We start from the raw sequence: 26,269 nt of genomic DNA, 5'->3' as shown, positions 1-26,269 counted from the left end.
GTCAGCCGCGGATCCGGGAAACGACCGTCGGAACGGCGGAATCGGCCGGGATCTCGAGGGTCTCGCCGGTGAAGCGGTCGCGCAGCTCGACCTTGCCTTCGGCCCAGCCGCGGCCGATGACCAGCACGTACGGCATGCCGAGCAGTTCGGCGTCCTTGAATTTCACACCGGGTGAGGCGGTGCGGTCGTCGAAGAGTACGTCCAGGCCCTGGGCGTCCAGCGCGGCGACGACCTCTTCGGCGCCCGCGCGGGCGGCCTCGTCCTTGTTGGCGATCACCACGTGCACGTCGTAGGGCGCGACCTCGGACGGCCAGCGCAGGCCCTTGTCGTCGTGCTGCTGTTCCGCGATCACCGCCACCATGCGCGAGACACCGATACCGTACGAGCCCATGACGAGCCGCACCGGTTTGCCGTTCTCGCCGAGAACGTCGACCCCGAAGGCATCGGTGTACTTGTAGCCGAGCTGGAAGATATGGCCGATCTCGATACCGCGCGCCGAGACCAGCGGCCCGCGGCCGTCGGGCGAGAGGTCACCGTCGCGCACTTGCGCGGCCTCGATGGTGCCGTCCGGGGTGAAATCGCGGCCGGCGACGAGGCCGACCACATGCTTGCCGGGGGAATCGGCGCCGGTGATCCACGAGGTTCCGCTGACCACGCGGGGGTCGACGAGGTAGCGGATACCGTTGGCCTGCAGCCCCTTCGGCCCGATATATCCCTTGATCAGGAAGGGGTTCTCGGCGAAATCGGTGTCGGTGAGCAGTTCGACCTCGGCCGGTTCCACCGAGGCGCCGATCCGCTTGTCGTCGACTTCCCGGTCTCCCGGCACCCCGATGCCGACGATCTCGGTTTTCCCGTCGGGATGCCGCAGTTTCACCATGACGTTCTTCAAGGTGTCCGCGGCCGTGACCGGGCGACCCAGCAGATCCGCGATCCCGGCGGCGTTGGCCCAGTCGACGAGGGTCGCGATCGTGGGTGTGTCCGGGGTGTCGTGCACGATCGCCTCGGGCTGCCCCTCCAGGGGCAGCGGTTCGGGAGCCGGGGTCACCACGGCCTCCACATTCGCCGCGTAACCGGATTCCCGGCAGACGACGTAGGTATCCTCGCCGACCGGACTGTCGGCCAGGAACTCCTCGGAGGCGCTACCGCCCATGGCGCCGGAGGTGGCGGCGACGATCACGTACTTCACGCCGAGCCGGTCGAAAATACGCTGGTAGGCCTCGCGGTGCGCGGTATAGCTCGCCTTCAGGCCCGCTTCGTCGAGGTCGAAGGAGTAGGAGTCCTTCATGATGAATTCGCGGCCGCGCAGGATGCCGGCGCGGGGGCGTTCCTCGTCGCGGTACTTGGCCTGGATCTGATACAGGGTGACCGGCAGGTCTTTATAGGAGTTGTACTCACCCTTGACGGTGAGCGTGAACAGCTCCTCGTGGGTGGGGCCGAGCAGCATATCGGCACCCTTGCGGTCCTGCAGGCGAAAAAGGCTGTCGCCGTATTCGGTCCAGCGGTTGGTGGCCTCGTAGGGGTCGCGGGGCAGCAGCGCCGGGAGTGAGATCTCCTGCGCGCCGATGCCGTTCATTTCTTCGCGCACCACCTCCTCCACCTTGTGCAGTACCCGCAGGCCCAGCGGCAGCCACGAGTACACACCCGGCGCGATCCGGCGCACATAACCGGCGCGCACCAGCAGCTTGTGGCTGGGCACCTCGGCGTCGGCGGGGTCGTCGCGCAACGTACGGAGGAAGAGGCGGGAGAGGCGGGTGATCACGGTTGCTCAGCGTAGCCCCTGCCCGATCCGGGCCGACACCCCATTACCTCTTCCGCCCCAGAGGTGGGTCGCCGCCGGTCGGAGGGCCTTTCCGGGCAGTTCGGTACGCCCGCACCGAATAACAATACAAATACGTTTGGATAACTTTTTTATATACAAATATTGAACTTCTCTTTGCGGATTCATTGCGACCCCGAGAGTCGGTACCGGACACCACTAGGGTTCTGTCCACCGGGATTTCCTGAGTAATTCCTGAGCAAACTGAAAATGGCCGCTGACCTGTGTGCACCCCAGCGCCGAAAACGACACGGGACAACCTGCGTCAGCGCCCCGTGGAAAGGTCGGCCGTGATGGGAACCAAGAAATCAAGGGCGCGCGCAATCGCAGTCCTCGCGGGAGCGGTGCTGACCGCGGGATCGCTGGTGGGGTGCACCAAAACCGATACGGCGGCCAGCGGGGAACTCCTGCAGTCCTTGAAGGACAAGGGCGCGATCACCGTCGGATTCGCCGGCGAGGCACCGTACTCGTTCGAGGAGAACGGGCAGCTGACCGGCGCGACGGTCGCCCTGCACCGGGAGATCTTCCGCAACCTCGGGATCGAGACGGTCGACGGCGTGCAAACCGATTTCGGTGCCCTGATACCGGGTCTGCAGGCACAGCGCTTCGACGCGGTGAGCGCGGGCATGTCGATCCTGCCGGACCGGTGCAGCCAAGCCGCCTTCAGCGAACCGGAGTTCATGTACACCACCGCGTTGATGGTGAAGAAGGGCAACCCGCTCGGGCTCACCGATATGCAGTCGATCAAGGACAAAGGCGCCAAGATGGCGGCGATGACGGGCGCGATCGAATCGGATTACGCCACCTCGCTCGGTATCGACGCCACCCAGGTCGGCTCGCCCCAGGACGGTATGGATGCCGTCACCTCGGGCCGCTCCGATGTTTTCGCCCTCACCGCGATCTCGTTGAACTGGCTGGCCGACCACAACCCGGACGCGCCGGTGGAGGTCACCAAATCCTTCGTCGCGGAAATCGATGGGAAACCGCAGGTCGGTGCGGGCGGTACGGTGTTCCGCACCGACGACAAGGATCTGCTCGATGCCTACAACGCGGAGTTGGCCAAGATCACCTCGGATAAGGACAAGTACCTCTCGATCGTCGGTGAGTACGGCTTCACCGAGGCCGAACTGCCCGATCCGGAACTGACCACCGCCAAGCTGTGCGCGGGCGATATCTGATCGTGCTCTACCACAATTCGATAGCGGCGCCGAACCTTTCCGGCCTGCCGGGGCCGGGGAGGGGACGCGTCCGGTGAACCATCTCGACGCTCTCGTCGAGGCGCTGCCACGGATCGGCGACGGAATCCTGGTCACCCTCGAACTCACCGCCGGCGGGGCGCTGCTGGCCTTCGTTCTCGCACTGGCACTGGGCACAACGGTCCGTGTCCACAACCTGGTGGTGCGCGGGTCCGCCCGGGTTCTGATCGAGTTCTTCCGGGGGACTTCCCTGCTGGTGCAGCTGTTCTGGCTGTATTACGTGCTGCCGCTGCTGGGCTATCAGCTCGATCCCGTGTTCTGCGGGATCCTGGCGCTGGGCCTGAATTACGGCGCGTACGGCGCGGAAGTGGTGCGCGGAGCCCTGAACGCAGTACCGAAGGCCCAGACCGAGGCCGCGGTCGCGCTGGGATTCAGCCCCTGGCAGCGATTGCGCCGGGTGCTGTTCCCGCAGGCCTGGGCGCTGATGATCCCCCCACTGGGCAACCTGCTCGTACATCTGTTGAAGGGCACGGCGGTCGCTTCCTACATCACGCTGCAGGACCTGACATTCGAGACGTCGAAACTGCGGGACAGCACCGGCGACACGCTGTTCGCTTACGGCGTCGGCCTCCTCATCTACTTCGTGATCGCCTATCTGCTCAGTCTCGGAATGAACCTCGTAGAGGCACGAGCCAAACACAAGCTGGGCCGCGGCCCCTCCCTGCGTGACGTCCTGCGACTGGCACCCGACAAATCGCTGGACACGGCCGCCGACACCGGGCCCGCACCGCGGAAGGTGGCACCGTGATGCGATACTGCGATACCTCCGCCTCCGCTGCGGCCTCCGCTGACCGCGTGCACCAGTCCGGCAAAGGTGCCACGATGCGTTACCTTCGCTCCGGCCTCCGCCGACCGCATGTACCTGGTGGAAAGGTGGCACCGTGACGGTGGAATGGAGTTGGGAACGGGCGGCTGATGCGCTGCCTGTCCTGTGGGACGGGTTCAAGATCACTCTGCTGGCGACGGTGCTCGGTTTCGCGATCGCCGCGGTCCTCGGGCTCGCTGTCGCGATCATCCGGCGTTCGCTGCCTCGCTGGATCGCCGTACCGGTGCACGCGGTGAGTGAATTCATCCGGTTCACCCCGCTGGTCGTGCAGCTGCTCTTCGCCTATGCACTGCTGCCGCAGTTCTCGGCCCTGCAGATCGGGGTCGTGGTACTCGGTATCCACTACGCCGGATATCTGGCGGAGGTGTACCGGGCCGGAATCGAATCGGTACCGCCGGGCCAGTGGGAGGCCGCGCGGGCGCTGTCGCTGCCCCCGGTGCGCACCTGGCGGGCGGTGGTCCTGCCGCAGGCGATCCGGGCCAGTGTGCCCGCCCTCGGCACCAACGCGGTGTCGATGTTCAAGGACACCCCGTTCCTGTTCGCCATCACGGTGGTCGAGCTGGTTACCGCCGCAGAGCAATTCGGGGGACGTAATTACGCATATCTCGAGGCGATGACCTTGGCCGGCGTGTTCTTCCTGGTGGCCAGTTATCCGACCTCCGTGCTGATCAGAAGACTGGAGAAGCGACTTGCCTACTACTGATCCGGAGCCCGCCGGCGACGCACCCACGCGGCCGATGATCGAATTCGACGGCGTGGTCAAACGCTTCGGCGACCTGACGGTGCTCGACCAGCTCGACTTCACCGTCCAGCGCGGCGAGAAGGTGACCCTGATCGGCCCGTCGGGTTCCGGGAAGACCACCATCCTGCGCCTGCTGATGACCCTGGAAACCGTGAGCAGCGGCACTATCCGGGTCGACGGTGAGCTGCTCACGCACGAACAGCGCGGCACCAAACTGGTGCCCGCCCGCGAGAAACATCTCCGGGAGGTGCGCAAACAGGTCGGGATGGTTTTCCAGCAGTTCAATCTGTTCCCCAATATGAACGTCCTGGAGAACATCACCGAGGCGCCGATCCACGTACTGGGCAAATCCCGCGACGAAGCGAACCGGCGGGCCATGGACCTGCTCGAGATGGTCGGGTTGTCGGACAAGGCGAAGGCACATCCGTCGCAGTTGTCGGGTGGGCAGCAGCAGCGGGTCGCGATCGCGCGCTGTTGTGCCATGGACCCGAAGGTCATGCTGCTCGACGAGGTGACCTCCGCTCTCGACCCGGAATTGGTGGGCGGGGTGCTCGATGTCCTGCGTGAACTCGCCGAAACCACCGATATCACCATGCTCATCGTCACGCACGAGATGGGATTCGCCCGCGATGTCTCCGATCGGGTGCTGATGTTCGATCACGGCCGGATCCTCGAGGAGGGTCCGCCGGACCAGATCTTCAACGCACCCGTTCACGAACGCACCCGGGAGTTCCTCGAAGCCGTCCGCTGAACTCGTTCCGGGACCGTCGGCTGAGCCGGGTTCGGGGCCGGCTGCGCACTCGGTCGCCCGAGCCCTCCGCTCACCCGGATCGTGCACTCGGTGCGTTGGGGAGATAGGGGCCCGCCCACCGGTGACTCCGCGGCGGACACGGGCGACCGGTACCGTAACCGCTCGTGCTGGTGCTGTTGCCCCCTTCCGAAACCAAATCCGACGGCGGTGCCGGCGGCCCGCTCGACCTGGATGCGCTGGCTTTCGAATCGCTCACCGGGATCCGCGACGAGCTGGTCGACGAGCTGGTGAAACTGGCCGGCGATCCGGACGCGGCCCGCGTAGCGCTCGGTCTCGGCAAGAACGCCGAACCCGAGCTGGCGCGCAACGCCGCCCTGCGCAGCTCGCCCACCCGGCCCGCCTTGGAGCGCTACACCGGCGTCCTCTACGACGCACTGGACGCCGCGGCGTTCACCCGGGCGCAGCGCGCCAAAGCCGAGGCGCGGCTCGCGATCGGTTCGGCGCTGTTCGGCGTGGTCCGGGCGGGCGACCCGATCCCGGCCTACCGGCTGTCGGGCGGATCGAAATTGCCCGGCCGCCCGACGCTGGCCGCGGTCTGGCGGGACAGTCTGGGACCGGCATTGGCCGAGGCAACCGCCGGCGAGCTGGTGGTGGACCTGCGGTCGGGCACCTACCAGCAGCTCGGCCGGGTCCCGGGCGCGGTCGCCGCGACCGTGCTGACCGAACACGACGACGGGTCGCGCACGGTGGTCAGTCACTTCAACAAACACCACAAGGGCCTGCTGGCCCGCGCTCTGGTCCTGACCCGGGCCGAGCCCACCGATATCCGGGCGCTCGCCCGGGTCGCCCGGAAGGCGGGGCTGCGCACCGAAGTCGCGTCCGACAGCGAGCTGATCGTCCTCACATAACTCGGGCAGGCCGGGGACGAGGCCCCACCACTCTGCCCGCGACCGCTCCGGCGGGCGGCTGCGGCGATCCGGTTCCCGGGACGTAGGCTCGCACCTTGTGCCGAACACGTCAGCCGATACCGACAACCTGTCCTCCGGGGATTCGAACTACCTGGTGGGACTCGATCTGAACGGCCGGCGGGTCGTTGTCGTCGGGGGCGGCACCGTGGCGCAGCGGCGGCTGGGCCTGCTCATCGCCTCCGGCGCCGCCGTGGAAGTGATCACCCGGGAGGCCACGCCCGCGGTCGAGGGTATGGCCACCGGCGGGCAGATCTCACTCACGCTGCGCGATTACGCCGATGGTGATCTCGACGGCGCCTGGTACGCGATCGCCTGCACCGACGAACCGGAGACCAATGCCGCCGTCGTCGCCGAGGCGACGCGACGCCGGGTCTTCTGTGTACGCGCCGATCACGCACAATCCGGTACCGCGGTCACCCCCGCGACCGCCCGCTACGACGGCATGACCCTGGGGGTGCTCGCCGGCGGCCGGCACCGGCGTTCGGCGGCCGTCCGTACCGCACTGCTGGAAGCACTGCAGTCGGGTGTCGTGACCGACGACGCGACCCCGATGACGCCCGGCGTCGCACTGGTCGGCGGCGGGCCCGGCGATCCGGATCTGATCACCGTGCGGGGCCGGCGGCTGCTGGCCCGCGCCGATCTGGTGGTCGCCGACCGGCTGGCCCCGCCGGAACTCCTCGCCGAACTCGGCCCGGATGTGGAGGTCGTGGACGCGGCCAAGATCCCCTATGGGCGCGCGATGGCACAGGACGCGATCAATACGGCGCTCGTCGAAGGCGCACGGGCGGGCAAATTCGTGGTCCGGCTCAAGGGCGGCGACCCCTATGTCTTCGGACGCGGGTACGAAGAACTCGAGGCCTGCGTCGAGGCCGGCGTGCCGGTGACCGTGGTCCCGGGCGTGACGAGTCCGATCTCGGTCCCGGCCGCCGCCGGTATCCCGGTCACCCATCGCGGCGTGACCCATGAGTTCGTGGTGGTCAGCGGGCATATTCCGCCGGACCATCCGGATTCGCTGGTCGACTGGCCCGCCCTGGCGCGCCTGCGCGGCACTCTCGTTCTCATGATGGCGGTGGAGCGGATAGCGCAGTTCGCGACCGTGCTGCGCGAGGGCGGCCGCCCAGCCGATACCCCCGCGACGGTGATCCAGGAGGGCACGCTGCGTGGCCAGCGGGTTCTGCGGGCGACGCTCGCGGACGTCGCCGAACGCGTCCGCGACGAGGGCATCCGGCCGCCCGCGATCGTTGTGATCGGGCCCACGGCCGGGTTCACCGCCGCCCCCGTCGCCGACGCTACCGGTCGGTTACAGTGACCCACTGTGCTCGATAACCCCCCAGCTGTGCAGTATCCCGTGACGAAGCGAGCGTTCGGTCTCGCCATTCTCGTGCTGAGCGGGTTACAGCTGATGGTGGTGCTGGACGGCACCGTCGTGATCCTGGCACTGCCGCGGCTGCAGGAGGAAATGGGCCTGTCCAGTTCGGGCAGCGCCTGGACCATCACTGCCTACGGTCTGCCTTTCGCGGGACTGATGCTCCTCGGCGGCCGGATCGGCGACTCCTTCGGCCGCCGGCGCATGTTCGTGCTCGGGGTCGGCTTGTTCACGCTGGCCTCGATGCTGTGCGGGCTGGCGCAGAGCGAGCAGATGCTCGTCGCCGCGCGCGCCTTCCAGGGCACGGGCGCCGCGCTCGCCGCCCCCACCGCGTTCGCATTGGTCGCAAGCACATTCGCGCCCGGGAAGGTACGCAACCAGGCCTTCGCCATCTTCGGATCCATGGTCGCGCTGGGCTCGGTCGGCGGGCTGGTGATCGGCGGGGCGCTCACCGAGGCGAGCTGGCGGTGGATCTTCCTGATCAATGTGCCGATCGGCGCGCTCATCGTGATCGGCGCACTGGTCGCGCTGCGCGATACCGGCCATCACCGTCTCACGCTGGATGTGCGCGGCGCTTTCCTCGGCACCTTGGCGTGCGCCCTCATCGTCTGGGGTGCCACCGAGGGACCGGAACTCGGCTGGGGCGATCCGCTGGTCTACGGGACGTTGATCGCCGGCGCGGTGCTGCTGCCGGTTTTCGTTCTCGCGGAACGTTCGGTGGACAACCCACTGCTGCCGTGGACGCTGTTCGACAGCCGCGACCGCGTCGCCACCTTCGTGGTGATCCTGCTCGCCAGCGGCATCCTGGGCGCCACCACCTATTTCGCGGGCCTGTTCGTCCAGAACGTGGTGGGCTACAGCCCACTGGTGGCCGGTATATCGTTCATCCCGTTCACCGTCGGCGTCGGTGTCGGCAGCGCGATCGCCACCCGCCTGGCGCTGCATATCGCGCCTCGCTGGCTGCTGGTGGGCGCGGCGGTGGTGCTGGTGGCCGGGCTGGGTTACGGCTCGACGCTGGACGGCGGCGTCGGCTACTGGACCACCCTGCTGCCGCTGTTCCTGGTGATCGGTTTCGGGATCGGCGTCGCCATGGTGCTGATCCCGCTGTGCGTCCTGGTCGGGGTCCCACCGGACGAGATCGGCCCGTTGTCGGCGATCGGCCAGATGTTCCTCAACCTCGGCACCCCGATCGCCATCGGCGTCCTCACCCCGCTGGCCGCCTCCCGGACCCTGTCCGAGGGCGGCACCGACGGCAAACCCGCCCAGATGACTCCCGCCGAGATCACCGCCCTCGGCGACGGGTACACCCTGGCCATGTTCGTGGCCGCCTGCGGCGCGCTGCTCGTCGGCCTGATCGCGCTGACCCTGCGCTACACCGCCGCGGAAGTGGCCCGCGCCCAGCACGCCCAGGACGAGGCCCAGGCCGCCTGATCTCCGGCCGCGCCACCCGCCGCCCGGAACTGAGTCAGGCGCTCTGCCTCAGGGCCGGGCACACCGGTGTTCACGCCCGCCGAATTCGGATTCGCTGCTCTGCCGGGCGCCGCGACCTTCCGGTTTCACAACCGTCCGGTGACCTTGGTGGGAGTGATCCGGACCATCACGCGGGGGCCGTCGTTCACAGCATCCGGATTAAAGTCGGCATAGTCCTTGCCGGTGTACTTTCGCGAGATACGGTTACCGAGAAGCAGTTCGGGGTCCGGTGTCAGGGTGGCGGTGCCCTTGACCTCGGCGTAGACGTACGGATTGTCCGGCGGTGTGATCAGGACCGAGATCCGGGGGTCGCGGGCCAAGTTCTTGCCCTGGACCCGATCGGTGGTGGTGGAGTAGAGCAGTTCGTCGCCGTCGCGATCGAGCCAGGTGACAGTCAGATGCGGGTGCCCGTCCCGGCCGACAGTGGCCACGGTGACGAACAACCGGTTCTCATCGATGTACTTCTTCAAGGTGTCGGACAGCTGGATCGCACTCATGATCATCCGCAACCGCTTGCGCCGCGGGTTCATTCCGCTCAGCCGGGCTGGGCCGCTTCGAGTTGCGCCAGCAGCAGGGCCATCAGACCCGATTCCTGAGTTTGTGCGCTGATCATCTCGCGGGCGACCTGTTTCACGACTCCCCCGGTGAGCATCGCGTCGGCTACCCGGGCCATGGCGATACCCCCTTGATGGTGGCTGTCCATGAGCGTCAGGAACAGCACGGCCGCGTCGTTGCCACGGGCCGCGGACAGGGCGTCGAGCTGCTCCCGGGTGGCCATACCGGGCATGGTTGCGGATTGCGGGTCGTGCGCGGCGTGGCCACCGTGGGACCGTTCGGGCATCCAGCCCATCGGGTCCGGGTTGGCCGGCGAGGCTCCGGCCAGCCGCAGCCAGCCCAGCAGCGTACCGATTTCGGATCGCTGGGTGTCGTCGATCTGCTGGGCCAGCTGCCGGACGGCGGGCGTGACACCGGGATCGAGGCGCTGCACCATGATCAATGCCTGATGGTGGTGGGTGGCCATGTCCTGGACGAATCCCAGCTCGGCGGCCGACAGTATTTCCGGGGGCGCCGGGTCGTCGGTGAACAGCGGGCGTATCGCGGCGCCGAGAACCAGGAGCAGAACGGCCGCAGCGGCGTAGGCGAACCCCTCACGGACGCGTTTCACGACCGGCCTCGGGATCGCCCACCGGTAGGTCCGGCTATCGGGTCCGGATACCTGCGACAGGTCGACTCCATTCACTACCTCCTGCGTGGATCCGGCCGGTCTCGGTACCCCGCCGTGCTGGGGATTATGGTCGGCGCACCCCGGACGTGTGGCGATAACGAGGATCCGGCGGCCCGGGGATCGGCCGAATCGTCTCCCCCTCGGACTGAAACGCGTTACAGTCTGCGGCACGCGGGCGGCCGGAATTCCCCCTTGCCACCAGCACTCGAGCGCTGCCCGAGTCCGCCCGCGGACCGTGGCCGATGGCGGCAGGAGGACGACGATGCCCGACGAGATAGACCCCACCGAACATATGCAGCTCACCACCAGTGCACGCGATCTGGACATGCTCGCCGGACAACTCACCGGCTGGCTGCAGACGCGGGTGGCGGCCGACGAACCGCCGGTGATCACCGCGCTGAGCCGGCCGCAGTCCGGTGGGCTGTCCAGCGCGTCGGTGCTGTTCGACGCGCAGTGGAAGGTCGGCGGTGCACCACGGCAAGGCTCCTACGTCGCGCGGATGGAGCCGGAGGCGGACGCCTTCCCGGTGTTCCAGGACTACGATCTGCCCTTGCAATACCGGATCATCAGCGAAATCGCCGCCCACACCGATGTGCCGGTACCGCGACTGCACTGGCTGGAAACCGACAGCGGCGTCTGCGGCGCGCCGTTCTTCGTGATGGACCGGGTGGCCGGGAGGATCCCCGAGGACAACCCGCCGTATGTGTTCGCGGGCTGGTTGTACGACGCCACGGTCGCCGAACGGGACGAACTGACCCGCAACACCCTCGATATCCTCGCCCGGATCCACGCGATCACCGAACCCGCCCGCCGCTTTCCGGAGTTGGCCGGTCCCGGGTCCGCACTGCGCCGGCACCTCACCGCCCAGCGGGACTGGTATCAGTGGGCACTGGCGGACGACGGATTCGAGATCCCGTTGATCGAGCGGGCTTTCGACTGGCTCGAGCGCAACTTTCCCGACGACCCCGGCCCGGATGTCCTGAGCTGGGGCGATGCCCGGCCCGGCAATATCATCTACGACGGCTGCACGCCGATCGCGGTCCTGGACTGGGAGATGGCCGCACTGGGCCCCCGCGAACTGGACCTGGCCTGGATGATCTTCCTGCACCGCTTCTTCCAGGACATCGCCACCGGTTTCGATATGCCCGGGCTGCCCGATTTCCTGCGCCGCGACGCGGTGGTCGCCCGGTATGAACAGTTCAGCGGTCACACCGTGCGGAACCTGGACTTCCACCTGACCTATGCGGCCCTGCGCCACGCGATCGTGATGGCCCGGATCAAACGCCGGATGATCCATATGGGCGAGGACACCGCCCCCGCGGACCGCGACGACTACATCATGCACCGCGCCACCCTGGAAGCCATGCTCGACGGCACCTACGGATGGGACTGATATGAGCGAAACCACCGCGCACACACCGGCTTCGGCTCCCGGACCGCTGGACGAATATCCGATCCACCAGACCCCGCTGCCGATCAACCGGGCGGCAACCAGCGACCGCAACTTCTACGACCGCAGCTATCTCAACGCGCACAACCGGGACGGCGCGATCATGCTGGTCACCGGCTTCGGCGTGTACCCGAATCTCGGTGTCACCGATGCCTATGCGGCGCTGCGCCGCGGTGACGAGATCACCACGGTGCGTTTCTCCGACGCGCTCACCGACCGCGGCCTGGATATGGCGGTGGGCGGGTACCGGATCGAAGTGGTGGAACCGCTGCGCCGGATCCGGGTCGTCTGCGACCACGACGAGCTCGGCCTGGACCTCACCTGGACCGGCTCGTTCCCGGCGGTGCAGGAACAGCCGCATGTGATGCTGGCCGGGAACCGCCCGACGCTCGATGCCTCGCGTTTCGCGCAGGTCGGCTCCTGGGCGGGGACGATCTCGGTCGGCGGCGAGGATATCGCGGTCGCCCCGGAGTCGTGGCTGGGAACGCGGGACCGGTCCTGGGGTATCCGCCCGGTCGGCGAGGCCGAGCCGGCGGGCCGGGCCGCGGCCGAGAGCGCCGGCGGTTTCTGGTGGCTGTACGTACCGCTGCGATTCGACGATTTCGCGATCGTGGTGATCATCCAGGAGAACCCCGACGGCTACCGCACCCTCAACGACGCGGTCCGGGTATTCCCGGACGGTTCGGTCGAGCAGCTGGGCTGGCCGCGGATCACCATCGACTACCTGTCCGGGACGCGCCATCCGGCGGCCGCGAGCCTGGAACTGCGCACGCCCGACGGGAAACCGCTGACCATCGATATCCGCACGGTCACCGGAATACCGCTGCACATCGGCTGCGGCTACGGCGGCGACCCCGACTGGCAGCACGGCCAGTGGAAGGGACGCGACTGGTCGTCGGCCGACCGATACGACCTCACCGACCCGGCCATCGCCGGCCGTATCCCGTGGGGCGTCACCGACCATATCGCCCACGCCCGCTGCGGTGACGCCGAAGGCTGGGGCCTGTTCGAACACGCCAGCATCGGCCGCCACGACCCCTCCGGTTTCGCTGACCTGCTCTCGGTAGCGCCCTGACGCTCAAGGGGGGTCGGCCCGAGCCGGCGGGCTCTCCCCGGGCGGGCCCAGGCGTAGGACGCGCAGGAGGGCGGCCGTAACCGGGGACGCGTAGTCGGGTAGTTGCCGGGCGGCCCAATCGGCTGCCAGCGCATGGAAATCGACCAGGTCACCCTCGGCTCTGACAAGGAGCCCTCGGAGTTCCGTGCCCGGCAGTTCGATCACGGGGCTGTCGCTCTGCTCGACATCGACGGTCAGCCGGACCAGGTCGCCATGGCGTTCGGCCGACGAGGCCGGATCGTGACCGAAATATGGCTCGCCTCCCGATTATGGTGAGCAGCCGCACCCATCGAGCCGAACACGACAGTGCCGCGGCAGTTGCCGCGCCGACGGCGCGAGTCCTCGTGCGTACCGCCGGGACGGCACCGGCACCGAACCTTCAGCCCACAGCGGCCGCTGCGATCACCACTCCCGATACCACCCGCCGCGGCACGATCAAGGCACCGTTGCCGGCCAGCAGTGCCGCGGCTTCGGCCACACCCGGTATGCCGAGCGCCGCAGCCACGCGCTCGGAGGGGTTCGGCACTCGTACTGTCGCGAGCTGATCGGCCGGGAAACCGTGCAGCGGAACCCTCAGTGCCGCGGCGGCCCGGCATAGTCCCGGCTCTTCGGCGCGGCGGTCGAGCGTTGCCAGGCAGGCGATGTGCGCATCCGGCAACGCCGCCGCCAGCGCCGCCAGGATGCGGTCGGCGGGCAGGCCGGGTCGCATGCCGAGGCCGACAGCCAGTCGGGCCGGGGGCGCCGAGTCCGGGGAGGTCACCGGGCAGGTGCGGCGGTCCGCGCCTGCCGGTGGACGCGGGCGGCGACGACGAAACGGTGTACCGCGGCCGGGTTCCCCGCGGGATGGGTGTGCAGATAGGACGCGTGTACCTGGTGTACGAGCGCGCCTTCACGGACCTGTCCCTGACCGGTATGCCACCCCCAGGCCGGGGGCCGGGTGCCCGGCGTGACAAGCCGGGTCCGGTGGAATTCGTGGCCGAACACCCGTTCCCCGGCCCGCCACAGCGGGGAATCGGCCAGCGCGACGGCCTCGCGGTAGCCCAGAGTCAGGCGGGGACCGAATTCGGCGACGGCGTCGAGGACCCCGGCCATCGGATGGCCGTCCAGGGACTCGGTGAGGTACAGCAGGCCGGCGCATTCGGCGTGCACCGGCATTCCCTGCCGGGCCTGCGCGGCCACCGCGGACCGCAGGACAGCGTTGGCGGCCAGCGCTTCCGCGTGCTCTTCGGGGAATCCACCCGGCAGCACCAGTCCGGCGGCACCGGCCGGCAGCGGATCGTGCAGCGGATCGAAGACGACGACCTCGGCGCCCGCCGCGGTGAGCAACTCCCGGTGCTCGGCGTAGCCGAAGGTGAACGCGGGCCCACCGGCCATCGCGATCACCGGATCCGGGTCGCTCGCGGTGGTTTCGCCCCCCACCGACTCCCCGGCGGCGTCCCATACGGTGCCGGGTCCCGGCGATACGGCCGAGGCGGCGACGGCGGGCAGGTCGATATGGCGGGCGACCAGGTCGGTCATGGCGTCGACCGCGCGCCTCGCCGCGCTGCCGTGCTCGACCGCCGGGATCAGGCCGAGATGCCGGGACGGGACCTCGAGCTCGGCCAGCCGCGGCAGGGCGCCGAGGACGGGAAGCCCGACCCGGTCGCAGGCGGCGCGGAGCACCTGTTCGTGGCGTTCGCTGCCCACCCGGTTCAGGATGACACCGCCCAGCCGGACCCCGGCATCGAACGTGGCGAAACCGTGCAGCAGCGCGGCCAGGCTCTGACTGTGCCCGCGCGCGTCCACGACCAGGATCACCGGCAGGCCGAGCAGGCCGGCGACCTGAGCCGTGGAACCCTCGGCGACCGGATCGGCGGACCGGTCATCGATCCGGCCGTCGAACAGGCCCATCACCCCTTCGACCACCGCGAGATCACAGTCGCGGGACCCATGGCGGTACAGGGGTGCGATCCGGTCCCGCCCGACCAGTACCGGGTCGAGGTTGCGGCCCGGTCGTCCGGCGGCCAGACCGTGGTAGCCGGGGTCGATGTAGTCCGGCCCCACTTTGAACGGGGCGACCCGGTGCCCGGCCCGGCGCAGGGCGCCGATCAATCCGGTCGCCACGGTGGTCTTACCGCTGCCCGAGGCCGGTGCGGCCAGCACGACCCCGGCGGCCCCGGTACTCATCGCGGCATACCCGCGGGCCCGCGCCCCGGGGTGGACCATCCGCCGGCACACGTCACCATTCGATACCTCGCTGCCCTTTACGACCGGCGTCCATAGGGTGGCGCACCTTCGTCATCTCCGTGACCAGGTCGGCGGCCTCGATCAACGCCGGTGGGGCATCCCGCCCGGTCACCACGACATGCTGGTTCCCGGGTCGTAGCCGCAGGGTTTCGACCACCTCGTCCACGTCGACCCAGCCCCATTTCAGCGGGTAGGTGAACTCGTCCAGGACGTAGAACCGGTGTTCCTCGGCCTGTAAGCGGCGCGCGATCTCCTGCCACCCGGCGAGCGCGGCGGCGGCATGATCGGTTTCGGTGCCGGCTTTGCGGCTCCACGACCAGCCCTCACCCATCTTGTGCCACTGCACCGGCGCACCCGCCCCGGTGTCCTCGTGCAGCCGGCCCAGCTCGCGGAAGACCGCCTCCTCACCGACCTTCCATTTGGCGCTTTTCACGAACTGGAAGACCGCGAGATCGAAACCCTGGTTCCAGGCCCGCAACGCCATTCCGAACGCCGCGGTGGACTTGCCTTTGCCCGGACCCGTATGGACGGCGAGCACCGGCTGATTGCGCCGCTGACGTGTGGTGAGCCCGTCGTCGGGCACATTCTCCGGCACCCCTTGGGGCATGGGATCTCCTCGGTTTCCTCGGATTCGCGGTCGATCGGCGGCGACAGATTACGCCGCCCGGGTGTGTGCTCCCGGGGTACCGGCCCGGACCGCATCGGCCACCGCCGAACCGGTCAGCTCGGTGAGCCGGACCATCGTGCCGCGCAGCGCCGCCGCCAGTTCGGCCGCCAGGCCGAGCCGGACCAGGCCGCGTTCGCAGTCGACGACGATCGAGGTGACACCGTCGCGGGCCAGCCGGTCCGCGCCCGCCCGGGCCCGCCGGACCGGGTCGGTGCCGCCGGTGGCCCGCCCATCGGTGAGCAGCACCAGCATGGGACGGCGCCGGGGATCGCGGACCCGTTCCCGGCGCACCACCTCGCGGGCCTTCTGCAAACCCGCGGCGAGCGGAGTCTTCCCGCCGGTGCGCAGCCCGCTGAGCCGGCGGACCGCGATATCGGTCGACGAGGTCGGCGGCAGCACCAGTTCGGCCTCGCTCCCGCGGACCGAGATCACCGCGACCTTGTCGCGCCGCTGGTAGGCGTCACGCAGCAGGGTGAGCACCGCCCCGGTCACCGCCGACAGCCGATCGCGGGCTGCCATGGAGCCGGAGGTGTCCACCACGAACACGACCAGATTGCCTTCGCGCCCTTCCCGGTACGCGCCCCGCAAGTCCGGTGCGGCCAGCCGCAGCGGTCCGGTACGGCGGCCGCGGGCCCACTGCTGTGGTGCCGCGGCCTGCAATGTGCCGAGCAGGTGGAGGCCACCGGCCAGGTCGGCGGTCGCGTTGACGACCCGGCCCTGCCGGGTGCGGGCGCGCGAGCGACGGCCGGGGGCGCCCTCGCCCAGACCGGCTACCTCCCAGCGCGGCGGTCGCACCGGCGCCGCGACCGGGGCCGAGGTCTGCCCGGTACCGGACGGGCCGCCGGAGTTCCCGGCCTTCTCGCCGGAACCCTCCTCCGGCCGGCCCGCACCGCCACCGGGGCCGTCGGGGTCATCGTCGGGCGGCGGGGACCCGTCACCGGTGTCCGATCCGCTCGGCTGCTCGCCGGCCGGGGATTCGTCCTGACCTCCCGTCTGTTCGGCGGCGCCGTCACCGGCCTGTTCGGCCGCGTCGCGCATCGCCTCGTCCAGCTGTTCGGCGGTGATGCCCGGTTCGTCGAACGGGTCCCGGCGGCGGCGGTGCGGCAGCGCCAGCTCGGCCGCGATCCGCACATCCTCCGCGGTCACCGCGTCCCGCCCGCACCAGGCGGCGTGGGCGGTGGCGGTCCGGGCGACCACCAGGTCCGCGCGCATCCCGTCGACGTCGAAGGACGCGCAGACCGCGGCGATCCGGCGCAACTCCACATCGTCGAGTGCGGTCCCCGGCAGCCGGTCCCGCGCGATGAGGATGCGGTCGGCGATCTCGGCATCCGCGGGAGCGTAGGCAGCGGCGAAACCCGCGGGGTCGGCCTCGTAGTCGAGCCGCCGCCGCACCACGGCCATTCGCACATCCACCTCGCGGGAGGCGGTGACATCCACGGTCAGGCCGAAACGGTCGAGCAGCTGCGGGCGAAGTTCGCCCTCTTCCGGATTCATGGTGCCGACCAGGACGAACCGGGCCGGGTGGGAATGGGAGACGCCGTCGCGTTCGATATGCACCCGCCCCATCGCCGCCGCGTCCAGCAGCACATCGACGAGGTGGTCGTGCAGCAGATTGACCTCGTCCACGTACAGCACACCGTGATGGGCCGCGGCGAGCAGACCGGGACGGAACGCCTGCTCACCGTCGCGCAGGACCCGCTCCAGATCGATCGAGCCGACCACCCGGTCCTCCGTCGCACCGACCGGCAGTTCCACCAGCCGCGCCGGGCGCGCGCCCGATTCGTCCACCACGGGCGGGAGCAGCCGCGCCAGCGCGCGCACCACCGTCGATTTCGCGGTACCTTTCTCGCCGCGCACCAGCACCCCGCCGATACCGGGATGGACGGCACACAGGATCAGCGCGAGCTGTAACTGTTCCTGACCGATCACCGCGGAGAACGGGAAGCCGGGCTCACCCTCCCCACCGGCAGGCGCGAGCGAGCGAGAAGCGGGCCGGGCGATTTCGGTGTGGGACACGGCCCCACTCTAGGACGTGGCCGTCAGCGTCTCGGCCGCCCCTACCGGTCCGTCGGCACGGCACCGGATGGACGGACCACGCATGGGGCCGGAACCGGCGCACCCGGCCCCACGGCAAATCGGTCCGATCCGGCGGGGTGGCCATTCTCAGCACGCTCCGCCGGAACGGCACGGACAATCGGCCCGGACGTTCGCCGCACCGACGGCGATACGCTCCGGACCGCTACCCGCGGCGCATCGGAACGTGGGCGACCCCGTCCTCGATGAACTCTTCCCCGTCGACCTCGAACCCGTGCTTGGTGTACAGATCGATCAGGTAGGTCTGCGCGTTCAACCGGACCGTATGCGACCCGGTCTCGGCGAGCGCGGCCTGCAGCAGCCGGGTCGTGTAGCCGTGCCCGCGGGCCTCCACGGCGGTGCACAGACGTCCGATCCGGAAAGATTTCACTCCGTCGTCGTGTTCCTCGAGCAACCGCAGCGTGGCAATGACCACGCCCTCGTCGTCGAGCCACAGGTGCCGGGTCTCCGGCAGCAGATCCTGGCCGTCGAGCTCCGGGTACGCGCATTTCTGCTCGACCACGAACACTTCGACACGCAGCTTCAGCAGCTCGTACAGGGTCGGGGTGTCGAGATCCTGCGCCCATGACCGTCGGAGGGCAACCGTAGACATCATCGCGCCTTGCTATCACACCTGGGCGCAAGATGCACGCGAACGCCTGTAGCCGGTGGCGGCAGGTGCGCGGACAGCCGTGCACCGCCCACGGGGAAAGGTCCCCCGTGGGCGCTGAGAGTTCCCGATCAGGCGCCCGCGGCTACGGTCGCGTGCGCGCCGGCACCGGTGAGCTGCAAGGCTTTTCCGGTCCAGTCCCAGACCTCGGCGAACAGACCCTGGTTCTCCGACAGCTTCACGCCCAGCGAGGGCACCATTTCCTTCAGCTTCGGCGTCCAGGACGCGTACTCGGCCGGGAAGCAGCGCTCTAGCACATCCAGCATCGCGGTCACACAGGTCGAGGCACCCGGCGAGGCGCCCAGCAGTCCGGCGATGGACCCGTCCTGGGCGGCGATGACGGCGGTACCCAGTTCGAGCACACCACCGGCGCCCTTACGCCGGATCACCTGCACGCGCTGCCCGGCGGTGATGAGCTCCCAATCGGTGCCCTCGGCGCGCGGGATGAACTCCTCCATCGTGTACACCCGGCCGGTCTGCGATTTCATCAGCTCGGTGACCAGGTATTTGACCAGGCCCAGCTCGGTGACACCGACACCGAGCATCGGGGCCAGGTTGCCGGGTTTGATCGACTTGAACAGATCGGCGTTGCTGCCGTCCTTGAGGAACTTCGGGGTCCAGCCGGCGTAGGGTCCGAAGAGCAGCCCCGGCTTACCGTTGATGACCCGGGTGTCGAGATGCGGCACCGACATCGGCGGCGCCCCGACAGCGGCCTTGCCGTACACCTTGGCCTCGTGCTTGCCGACCAGTTCGGGATTCGTACAGCGCAGGAACTGACCCGAGACCGGGAACCCGGCGAAACCGCTGATCTCCTTGATCCCCGATTTCTGCAGCAGCGGCAGCGCACCGCCACCGGCGCCGACGAAGACGAACTTGCTGATCAGGGTCCTGGTGCGGCCGGTGCGGGTATTGCGCACCGTCACCTTCCAGCTGCCGTCGCGCTGTTTGCTCAGGTTGCGGACCTCGTTACCGAACGCGATCTCGCCGCCGGAGGCACCGATGTAGGCAAGCAGTTCCTTGGTGAGCGAACCGAAATCGATATCGGTCCCACCGTCGGTCCAGTTGAGGGCGATGGGATCGGAGAAATCGCGGCCCCGGGCCATCAGCGGCAGCCGCCGGGCGAATTCGTCGGGGCTGTCGATGTACTGCATTCCGGCGAACAGCGGGTGCCGGGCCAGCGCCTCGTAGCGCTTGCGCAGGTACTCCACATCGGCGGCACCGTGCACAAAGCTCACGTGCGGGATGGGGTTGATGAACCGGGACGGGTTGCTCAGGATCCCGTTCTCGACACCGTAGGCCCAGAACTGGCGCGAAACCTGGAACCGCTCGTTGATATCGACCGCCTTGCCGATATCGACCGAGCCGTCCGGTTTCTGCGGGCTGTAGTTGAGTTCACACAGTGCCGAGTGGCCGGTACCGGCGTTGTTCCAGGGGTCGCTACTCTCGGCCGCGGCGGCGTCCAGCCGTTCGAACACCGAGATCGACCAGTCCGGCTGCAGCTGACGCAGCAGCGCTCCGAGGGTGGCGCTCATGATGCCGGCACCGATGAGGACTACATCGGTCTTTTCAGTCTGGGCAGCGTTCGGCACGGGTGTTCGACTTCCTTGTCCTGGTGCGCGGGGCACACATTCCCGACCGGGATGTGACCCGCTGGGGCACGGGTGCATGTGCAGTTGTGTACGGGCGGCGATGAGCCCTCGGGCTCGGCCGAATGTAGGTTACCCGTCGTTCACTACTGCCAATTGTGCACCTCGGCACGCGCGGAATCCGCAGCCAGGGCGGCGATTGTGACGTAGATTCCTTCCCCGCGCGACCACCGAGCTTGCCCCGGTGCGTCCGATGTCACCTAGATTGGATGCCGTGACGAACGAATCCCCGGCCGGTACGAGCGCGCCGGGTGGGACCGGCACCTGGCAGCCCGATGTACTCGGTGACGGCTACGAATACCGCACCCTGGATCTGGGCGACGATCCCGACGGCGAGGGCGATATCGTCGCCACCCTGGTTCGCCATCTGCCCGACCCTGCCGCGCCCGCCCCGGCCGGCGCGGTCCTGTACCTGCACGGTTTCACCGACTATTTCTTCCAGCGGCACGTCGCCGAGCACCTGACCGCGCGCGGGCACCGATTCTACGCACTGGACCTGCGCAAATGCGGCCGGTCGCTGCGACCGGGACAGACTCCGCACTTCATCGGCGATCTGGCGTACTACGACCGGGAACTGAACGAATCGCTGCGGATCATCGGCGCCGAAACCGGGGCGCCGGTTCTGGTGATGGGTCATTCGACCGGCGGCCTGGTGGCGCCCCTGTGGCTGGACCGCTTGAACCGCAGCGCCGGCGGCGCGACGGCTGCGGTCTCCGGACTGGTCCTGAACAGCCCGTGGTTCGATCTGCAGGGGCCGGCCTACTTCCGCACGGTCGGCACCCAGCTCATCAACACCGTCGGCCGATTCCGCGCAATGTCGACCCTGCCCCTGAGCAAATCCAGCGCCTACGGCGACAGCCTGCACCACAGCCTGTCCGGGGAGTGGGACTACGACCTCGACTGGAAGCCCCGGGACGGATTCCCGGTGCGGATCGGCTGGCTCCGGGCGATCCGGATGGGTCAGGCCCGGTTGCACCGCGGTCTGGATATCGGCGTTCCGGCGCTGCTGCTGCGCTCGAAGCTCACCGAATTCGCCCGCGAGTACGGTCCGGCGGTCGATGTGGCCGACGCGGTACTGGACGTCGCGCAGATCCAGCGCTGGTCGGGTTGCCTGGGCGACCGCACCACCATCGTCCCGATCGACGGTGCCCGCCACGATGTGTTCCTGTCCGCCGAGGCCCCGCGCACCGAGGCATTCCAGGAGCTCGACAGCTGGCTGGACTGGCTGGCGTCCTATCGCCCGAGAGGCTGACTCACCACATACTGGTGCGCAGCACAATCTCGGTGGCGAACTCCTGATCCGCTTCCGCGGCCACATTGTCGGCGTCGAGATCGACCACCCGGAATTCGCCGTACACATGACGACCGGAGGTGTCGGCGACCGACCGGGGCAGGCTCTTCGTCACCAGGACGGTCGTCGGCAGCTCGACCGCGGGGCACTCCGAGTCCAGCACCGCACCGGTACCGTCCGGTACCGCCGGATGCCCTCGATCGGCGACGATCAAGCTGACGAACCGGCCGAAACCCTTCGCGCAGACCTGCCACGCCACACTGGCACCGGCACCGCGCCCGGCGACATTGGCCCAGGGGATACCGAGATCGTCCAGCGCCGCGTACACCCCCGCCAGATCGAGCCCGTCCGCCTTCTCGAACACGATGGTCCGCAGATCGGAACTGTGCAGGCGCGCGCATACCCGGTCGTAGACATCCGGCGGATCGCCGGAATCGGGCAGCAGCAACACACAGTGCTGGGTCACCGGACCGTCCACCCGCACCGACCAGCCCTGGTCGCCGACCTCGATGCGCCGAGATTCCATGCCGGTTGACGCTACACCGCGGATCGGAACCTTTGGGTCACTCCCCGGGAACAGCGCAGCGATCGCCCGGTCTCGCCGCGATCTCGAGACGTCCGGCAGCCGTCCGGTTCAGCCGATCCGGGCGAGCGCACCCAGCGTGGAGCCAACCACGGGTAACCCGGCCGGAACCCCCTCGGACAGCAGTCGCTCGAGCCGGGCCACCTCGAGATTCTCAGCTACCAGATCGGCGAGCAGATCCAGCTGTGCGGCGCGGACAGCCGCAACCCGCGTTCCGGGAGCGACGATGAAACCGGTACGTCCGGCGGCACGTGCGACCTGAGGGAGCCAGGCCCGGCGGAACTCGTCGGATTCGAGGAGTCCGTGCAGGTGGGTGCCCCAGACGGCGCCGCGAACGCTTCCTTCGGTGCCCGGTCCGTCCAGTCCTCCGCCAGGTCCGGAGGCGTCACACTCTGCGCCGCCCGCACCCTCGGCCGCGTCGGCCCGGCCGGTGATATGCAGCCATGGCTCCTCGACGGTGCGCCGCACCCGGCCGTGATGGATCTCATAGCCGGTCGCGACGATCCCCGCGGTGCCCGGGTGTGCCGGCGCGCCCGCCGCCGTCGTACGGCACAGGACCTTTCGCGGCGCGAACTCGACATCCATATCCAGCAGGCCCAGACCCGCGACCTCGCCCGCCCGGGATTCCACCGGATCCACAATGCGGCGCCCGAGCATCTGATAGCCGCCGCAGATCCCCAGCAGGGGCCGGCCCGTTACCGCCCGCCGGTTCAACGCCTCAGCGATTCCGGTGCGGCGCAACCAGTTCAGATCGTCGACGGTGGCCTTGCTGCCCGGCACGACCACCAGGTCGGCGTCCACCAGCTGGGACGGATCGCTCACCCAGCGGACCGCGACACCCGGTTCGCAGGCGAGCGCTTCCACGTCGGTCGAATTGGAGATCCGGGGCAGCCGGATCGCCGCAACAGTGAGCCATTCACTGCCGACCGGCGCAGCGGGACGGCCGACCGGGGCACCGGCGACGGTACCGAGCGAATCCTCGGCGTCCAGCCACAGATCGTCCCGGTACGGAAGCACGCCGAGGGTAGGGCGCCCGGTCAGGGCCGCCAACTGGTCCAAGCCGGGGCGTAACAGCTCCACATCCCCGCGGAACTTGTTGATCACGAATCCCGCGATCAGCCGCTGGTCCGCGGGTTCGAGGACGGCCAGCGTGCCGAAGAGATGCGCCAGCACCCCGCCCCGGTCGATATCGCCGACCACCAGGACCGGCAGATCGGCCGCCCGCGCCAAGCCCATATTGGCCAGATCGGTGGCCCGCAGATTGATCTCCGCGGGTGACCCGGCCCCCTCACAGATCACCACATCGAATTCGGCGCGCAGTGCCGCGAGCTCGGTGGCCACCACCTCGCGCAACCGTGCGCGGTGGGTGATGTAATCGGCGGCGCTCACGGTATCGGTCACCCGGCCGCGCACCACGAGTTGCGAGCGCCGGTCGCTACCCGGTTTGAGCAGGATGGGATTGAACCGGACGCTCGGCTCGAGGTCACAGGCCTGCGCCTGGAGCGCCTGGGCCCGGCCGATCTCGCCGCCGTCCAGGGTGACCACCGAATTGTTCGACATGTTCTGGGCCTTGAACGGCGCCACCCGCACCCCACGCCGCCGCAACATCCGGCAGATACCGGCCACCAGCACACTCTTACCGGCATCGGAGGTGGTCCCGGCGACCAGCAGCGCCCCGCCGGGCCTGCTCACGGCAGCGTCAGGATTTCGGTCCCGCTGTCGGTGACCACCAGGGTGTGCTCGAACTGCGCCGTCCATTTGCGGTCCTTGGTGACCACGGTCCAGCCGTCGTCCCAGATCTCGTAGTCGATCCCGCCCAGGTTGATCATCGGTTCGATTGTGAAGGTCATCCCCGGTTCGATCACGGAGTCGACCGCGGGCTGGTCGTAGTGCAGGATCACCAGGCCGCTGTGGAAGGTGGGCCCGACGCCGTGGCCGGTGAAATCGCGGACCACGCCGTAGCCGAATCGATTGGCGTACGACTCGATCACCCGGCCGATCACATTGAGCGCCCGGCCGGGACGCACCGCCTTGATGGCCCGCATGGTGGCCTCTTCGGTACGTTCCACCAGCAGTTTCACTTCTTCGTCGACCTCGCCGGCCAGGAAGGTGGCGTTGGTATCGCCGTGCACACCGTGGATATAGGCGGTGACGTCGATATTGACGATGTCACCGTCTTCGACCACGGTGCTGTCGGGGATCCCGTGGCAGATCACCTCGTTCAGTGAGGTGCAGCACGATTTGGGGAAACCCTTGTAGCCGAGGGTCGAGGGGTAGGCGCCGTGGTCGCACATGTACTCGTGGGCGATCCGGTCCAGTTCGTCGGTGGTGATGCCGGGCGCCACCGCCTTCCCGGCCTCGGCCAGCGCCTGAGCCGCGATCTTCCCGGCGATCCGCATCTTCTCGATGGTCTCGGGAGTCTGCACCCAGGGTTCGGAGCCTTCGCGGGCGGTCTTCTTCCACACATACTCCGGGCGTTCGATGGCGCGGGGAACCTCGCGGATGGGGGTGGGGGTTCCGGGGAGCAGCGGCTGGCGGGTACGCACGGACATGGTCTCAGACTAGTCGGCGCAGGCCGGCGGTCCGCCGGGTACGGTCGGCGGCTCCGCCGCGCGCCTGCTCAGCGACCCCGGCCACCGGTGCGGACCTCGAAGGCGACCCGGTCGCCTCGGTAGAGCGCGGCGACCCGTTCGATCGGCCGCCCCTGCGTATCCATCCCGCGACGTACCACCCGGAACAGCGGGACCGCAGGGCGGCACCGCAGCAAACCGGCCTCCCGCGGCGCGGCGAGTACGGTTTCGATCCGTTCGGTGGCGCCCGCGTACTCCACGCCGGAATCTCCGATCGTCGCGGCGAGCGAACCGAGCGGGTCGAAACCCGCGCGCAGCCAGCCGAACCGGTCCAGCGACAGATCGATCCGTTCCAGCGCGATGGGGTCACCGTCGGCGAAGAGCAGCCGTTCCAGCGTCATGATCGGTGTCCGCGGCGGCAGCTCGAGATCGCGCGCGACCTCGGCGTCGGCGACCCCGTCCTCCCAGGACAGGAGCCGGCGCACCACCCCGGCGGTCTCCTCGCTACCGGTCCCGGGGGCGAGCGGGCGGACGACCTTCGGCCGGGCCAGGACCGTTCCGCGCCCCTGCCGGCGGATGCGGCCCTCCACCGCGAGATCCCGGAGTGCGTGCCGGACGGTTTCCCGGGCGACTCCGAAACGTCCCGCCAGTTCACGTTCGGCGGGCACCCGGTCGCCGGGACGTAGCTCGTCGAGCATCGTGTCGATCTCGGCGCGTACCCGATAGACCTTCGACAGGGCCGCCCCGGCCGGTGTCCGCACCTCCGTCGGGAGGTCTTCGCGCGCCGCTACCGTCGCGACGCCGTTCATCAGCTGCGTCATGGCAGAAATACCTCCAATTGACCTGTACCACCGAGCGTTAACCAAAGGTTCGCCGCCGACGCATCGTTGGGTCTAGGCCATTCGACATTTCACGGTGGCCGAGTAGTCCACCACGGGGGTTGGCACCCAGCGGCCCGGCGGCCCGCGGGCGCCCGCGTTACTGCACCGGTAGCCGACGTCGCCCGCCGGCCACCTCGGCGATCAAATCCGTGTACCCGTCCACCAGTTCGGCCAGGTGGTACCAGTGCCGATGGGTCCGGTCACTGCGTACACCCTCGACCTCGATGGCCTGATTCGCCGCGACCCAGCTGTGCGCCATCCGATCTATCACCGCACCCAGGCTTTCGGTGTGCAGCGAGGCGCCGTTGCGGTGCTGCGGCATCTTCCGGATGATCCAGGCGTTGATGTCATCCACGAGTTCGCCTCTGCGGCCGTCTATTTCGGCTATCTCGGTCAGATCGCGAAGATGCGCCCGACGCTTGTGGAGTTCGACCAGCGCGTGCGCGAAACGTAGTAGCACCCGCTCCTGAAACCGCCGCCCCTGGAACGCGCACAGCAATTGTGGCGCTGTCGGCAGGGTCGCGAGAGTGGGCGCGCTCATCTGCACCCCTCGGACTCACCCGACACCATCACACTCCGTACCAACATGATCGGCTCTCGATTCGGTATCCCGGACATCGGATCGTAGTTCACAACAAGGCTAGCTGGATCATGCTCTTACAGATGCAAGAACACAAG

Annotated in this window: 25 protein-coding genes; 11 read left to right on the top strand and 14 right to left on the bottom strand. The window is 68.7% G+C overall.

The features are described from left to right. Window position 1 precedes the first annotated feature (1 nt). Window positions 2-1,759: a proline--tRNA ligase gene (locus ACIA75_RS21430; protein ID WP_397106545.1), complete on the bottom strand. Its 1,758-nt coding sequence runs from the start codon at window positions 1,757-1,759 to the stop codon at window positions 2-4. A gap of 350 nt (window positions 1,760-2,109) precedes the next feature. Here ACIA75_RS21430 and ehuB point away from each other — a divergent pair, with 350 nt between their 5' ends. From ehuB to ACIA75_RS21395, 7 genes are all read left to right on the top strand, one after another. Continuing rightward, window positions 2,110-2,994, top strand: a complete 885-nt coding sequence (ehuB, locus tag ACIA75_RS21425) for an ectoine/hydroxyectoine ABC transporter substrate-binding protein EhuB (protein WP_397106543.1) — start codon at window positions 2,110-2,112, stop codon at window positions 2,992-2,994. Between the two features lie 73 nt (window positions 2,995-3,067). Continuing rightward, window positions 3,068-3,820 (top strand): ectoine/hydroxyectoine ABC transporter permease subunit EhuC, encoded by a 753-nt coding sequence (gene ehuC, locus ACIA75_RS21420; protein ID WP_397106541.1) that lies wholly within the window; start codon window positions 3,068-3,070, stop codon window positions 3,818-3,820. 133 nt (window positions 3,821-3,953) lie between these two features. After that, entirely contained in the window at window positions 3,954-4,601 is a 648-nt protein-coding gene (gene ehuD, locus ACIA75_RS21415) for an ectoine/hydroxyectoine ABC transporter permease subunit EhuD (RefSeq protein WP_397106539.1), read from the top strand. 34 nt (window positions 4,602-4,635) lie between these two features. After that, on the top strand, window positions 4,636-5,391 hold the full coding sequence (gene ehuA / locus ACIA75_RS21410) for an ectoine/hydroxyectoine ABC transporter ATP-binding protein EhuA (protein ID WP_397106730.1): 756 nt from the start codon (window positions 4,636-4,638) through the stop codon (window positions 5,389-5,391). Between the two features lie 164 nt (window positions 5,392-5,555). Further along, window positions 5,556-6,299, top strand: a complete 744-nt coding sequence (gene yaaA / locus ACIA75_RS21405; protein ID WP_397106537.1) for a peroxide stress protein YaaA — start codon at window positions 5,556-5,558, stop codon at window positions 6,297-6,299. Window positions 6,300-6,396: 97 nt separating this feature from the next. Beyond that, window positions 6,397-7,668 carry a uroporphyrinogen-III C-methyltransferase gene (gene cobA / locus ACIA75_RS21400; RefSeq protein WP_397106535.1) on the top strand — a complete coding sequence of 424 codons (1,272 nt, stop codon included), beginning with the start codon at window positions 6,397-6,399 and terminating at the stop codon, window positions 7,666-7,668. Window positions 7,669-7,674: 6 nt separating this feature from the next. Continuing rightward, the gene (locus ACIA75_RS21395; RefSeq protein ID WP_397106533.1) at window positions 7,675-9,156 is read left to right on the top strand and encodes an MFS transporter; all 1,482 of its coding nucleotides are present in this window, start codon (window positions 7,675-7,677) and stop codon (window positions 9,154-9,156) included. 125 nt (window positions 9,157-9,281) lie between these two features. Here the strand turns inward: ACIA75_RS21395 and ACIA75_RS21390 are convergent, their stop codons facing one another. Further along, window positions 9,282-9,692, bottom strand: a complete 411-nt coding sequence (locus tag ACIA75_RS21390) for a PPOX class F420-dependent oxidoreductase (RefSeq protein WP_397106531.1) — start codon at window positions 9,690-9,692, stop codon at window positions 9,282-9,284. A gap of 38 nt (window positions 9,693-9,730) precedes the next feature. Continuing rightward, the gene (locus ACIA75_RS21385; protein ID WP_397106529.1) at window positions 9,731-10,360 is read right to left on the bottom strand and encodes a DUF305 domain-containing protein; all 630 of its coding nucleotides are present in this window, start codon (window positions 10,358-10,360) and stop codon (window positions 9,731-9,733) included. Between the two features lie 322 nt (window positions 10,361-10,682). Between ACIA75_RS21385 and ACIA75_RS21380 the strand changes: the two genes are divergently transcribed. The 3 genes from ACIA75_RS21380 (at window position 10,683) to ACIA75_RS21370 (ending at window position 13,260) form a co-directional block, all read left to right on the top strand. Beyond that, a complete protein-coding gene (locus ACIA75_RS21380; protein ID WP_397106527.1) occupies window positions 10,683-11,813 on the top strand; it encodes a phosphotransferase family protein in 1,131 nt (376 codons plus the stop codon). 1 nt (window position 11,814) lies between these two features. After that, a complete protein-coding gene (locus tag ACIA75_RS21375) occupies window positions 11,815-12,945 on the top strand; it encodes a hypothetical protein (protein ID WP_397106525.1) in 1,131 nt (376 codons plus the stop codon). Window positions 12,946-13,077: 132 nt separating this feature from the next. Further along, a complete protein-coding gene (locus ACIA75_RS21370) occupies window positions 13,078-13,260 on the top strand; it encodes a hypothetical protein (protein WP_397106523.1) in 183 nt (60 codons plus the stop codon). A 103-nt stretch (window positions 13,261-13,363) separates the two neighbouring features. Here ACIA75_RS21370 and ACIA75_RS21365 read toward each other — a convergent pair whose 3' ends face one another. From ACIA75_RS21365 to mqo, 6 genes are all read right to left on the bottom strand, one after another. Then, window positions 13,364-13,744 carry a cobalamin biosynthesis protein gene (locus tag ACIA75_RS21365; RefSeq protein ID WP_397106521.1) on the bottom strand — a complete coding sequence of 127 codons (381 nt, stop codon included), beginning with the start codon at window positions 13,742-13,744 and terminating at the stop codon, window positions 13,364-13,366. Further along, complete coding sequence (locus ACIA75_RS21360) at window positions 13,741-15,150, bottom strand: cobyrinate a,c-diamide synthase (RefSeq protein WP_397106519.1); 1,410 nt, start codon at window positions 15,148-15,150, stop codon at window positions 13,741-13,743. Before ACIA75_RS21360 ends, ACIA75_RS21365 begins: the two co-directional genes overlap by 4 nt. A gap of 52 nt (window positions 15,151-15,202) precedes the next feature. Further along, window positions 15,203-15,817 (bottom strand): cob(I)yrinic acid a,c-diamide adenosyltransferase, encoded by a 615-nt coding sequence (gene cobO / locus ACIA75_RS21355; RefSeq protein WP_397106517.1) that lies wholly within the window; start codon window positions 15,815-15,817, stop codon window positions 15,203-15,205. Between the two features lie 48 nt (window positions 15,818-15,865). Continuing rightward, a complete protein-coding gene (locus ACIA75_RS21350) occupies window positions 15,866-17,878 on the bottom strand; it encodes a VWA domain-containing protein (RefSeq protein WP_397106728.1) in 2,013 nt (670 codons plus the stop codon). 238 nt (window positions 17,879-18,116) lie between these two features. After that, window positions 18,117-18,566, bottom strand: coding sequence for a GNAT family N-acetyltransferase (locus tag ACIA75_RS21345; protein ID WP_397106515.1), 450 nt, complete (start codon window positions 18,564-18,566; stop codon window positions 18,117-18,119). Window positions 18,567-18,691: 125 nt separating this feature from the next. After that, window positions 18,692-20,152 (bottom strand): malate dehydrogenase (quinone), encoded by a 1,461-nt coding sequence (gene mqo / locus ACIA75_RS21340; protein ID WP_397106514.1) that lies wholly within the window; start codon window positions 20,150-20,152, stop codon window positions 18,692-18,694. Window positions 20,153-20,480: 328 nt separating this feature from the next. On the opposite strand from mqo, the gene ACIA75_RS21335 reads away from it, so the two are divergent. Further along, window positions 20,481-21,518, top strand: a complete 1,038-nt coding sequence (locus ACIA75_RS21335) for an alpha/beta hydrolase (protein ID WP_397106512.1) — start codon at window positions 20,481-20,483, stop codon at window positions 21,516-21,518. 1 nt (window position 21,519) lies between these two features. On the opposite strand, the gene ACIA75_RS21330 is transcribed toward ACIA75_RS21335, so the two are convergent. The 5 genes from ACIA75_RS21330 to ACIA75_RS21310 all read right to left on the bottom strand — a co-directional run bounded on the left by ACIA75_RS21330 (window position 21,520) and on the right by ACIA75_RS21310 (window position 26,132). Further along, window positions 21,520-22,083 (bottom strand): alpha/beta hydrolase, encoded by a 564-nt coding sequence (locus ACIA75_RS21330; protein WP_397106510.1) that lies wholly within the window; start codon window positions 22,081-22,083, stop codon window positions 21,520-21,522. 108 nt (window positions 22,084-22,191) lie between these two features. Continuing rightward, a complete protein-coding gene (locus tag ACIA75_RS21325; RefSeq protein ID WP_397106508.1) occupies window positions 22,192-23,832 on the bottom strand; it encodes a cobyric acid synthase in 1,641 nt (546 codons plus the stop codon). Further along, complete coding sequence (map, locus tag ACIA75_RS21320; RefSeq protein ID WP_397106506.1) at window positions 23,829-24,692, bottom strand: type I methionyl aminopeptidase; 864 nt, start codon at window positions 24,690-24,692, stop codon at window positions 23,829-23,831. The genes ACIA75_RS21325 and map overlap by 4 nt, the downstream gene beginning before the upstream one ends. Window positions 24,693-24,760: 68 nt before the next feature. After that, the gene (locus ACIA75_RS21315; protein ID WP_397106726.1) at window positions 24,761-25,519 is read right to left on the bottom strand and encodes a GntR family transcriptional regulator; all 759 of its coding nucleotides are present in this window, start codon (window positions 25,517-25,519) and stop codon (window positions 24,761-24,763) included. Window positions 25,520-25,688: 169 nt separating this feature from the next. Continuing rightward, window positions 25,689-26,132, bottom strand: coding sequence for a DUF4254 domain-containing protein (locus ACIA75_RS21310; protein WP_397106504.1), 444 nt, complete (start codon window positions 26,130-26,132; stop codon window positions 25,689-25,691). Window positions 26,133-26,269: the final 137 nt, after the last annotated feature.

Source organism: Nocardia sp. NPDC051750, from assembly GCF_044453135.1.
Taxonomy (GTDB): domain Bacteria; phylum Actinomycetota; class Actinomycetes; order Mycobacteriales; family Mycobacteriaceae; genus Nocardia.
This window is presented reverse-complemented; position numbering and strand designations above follow the sequence as displayed.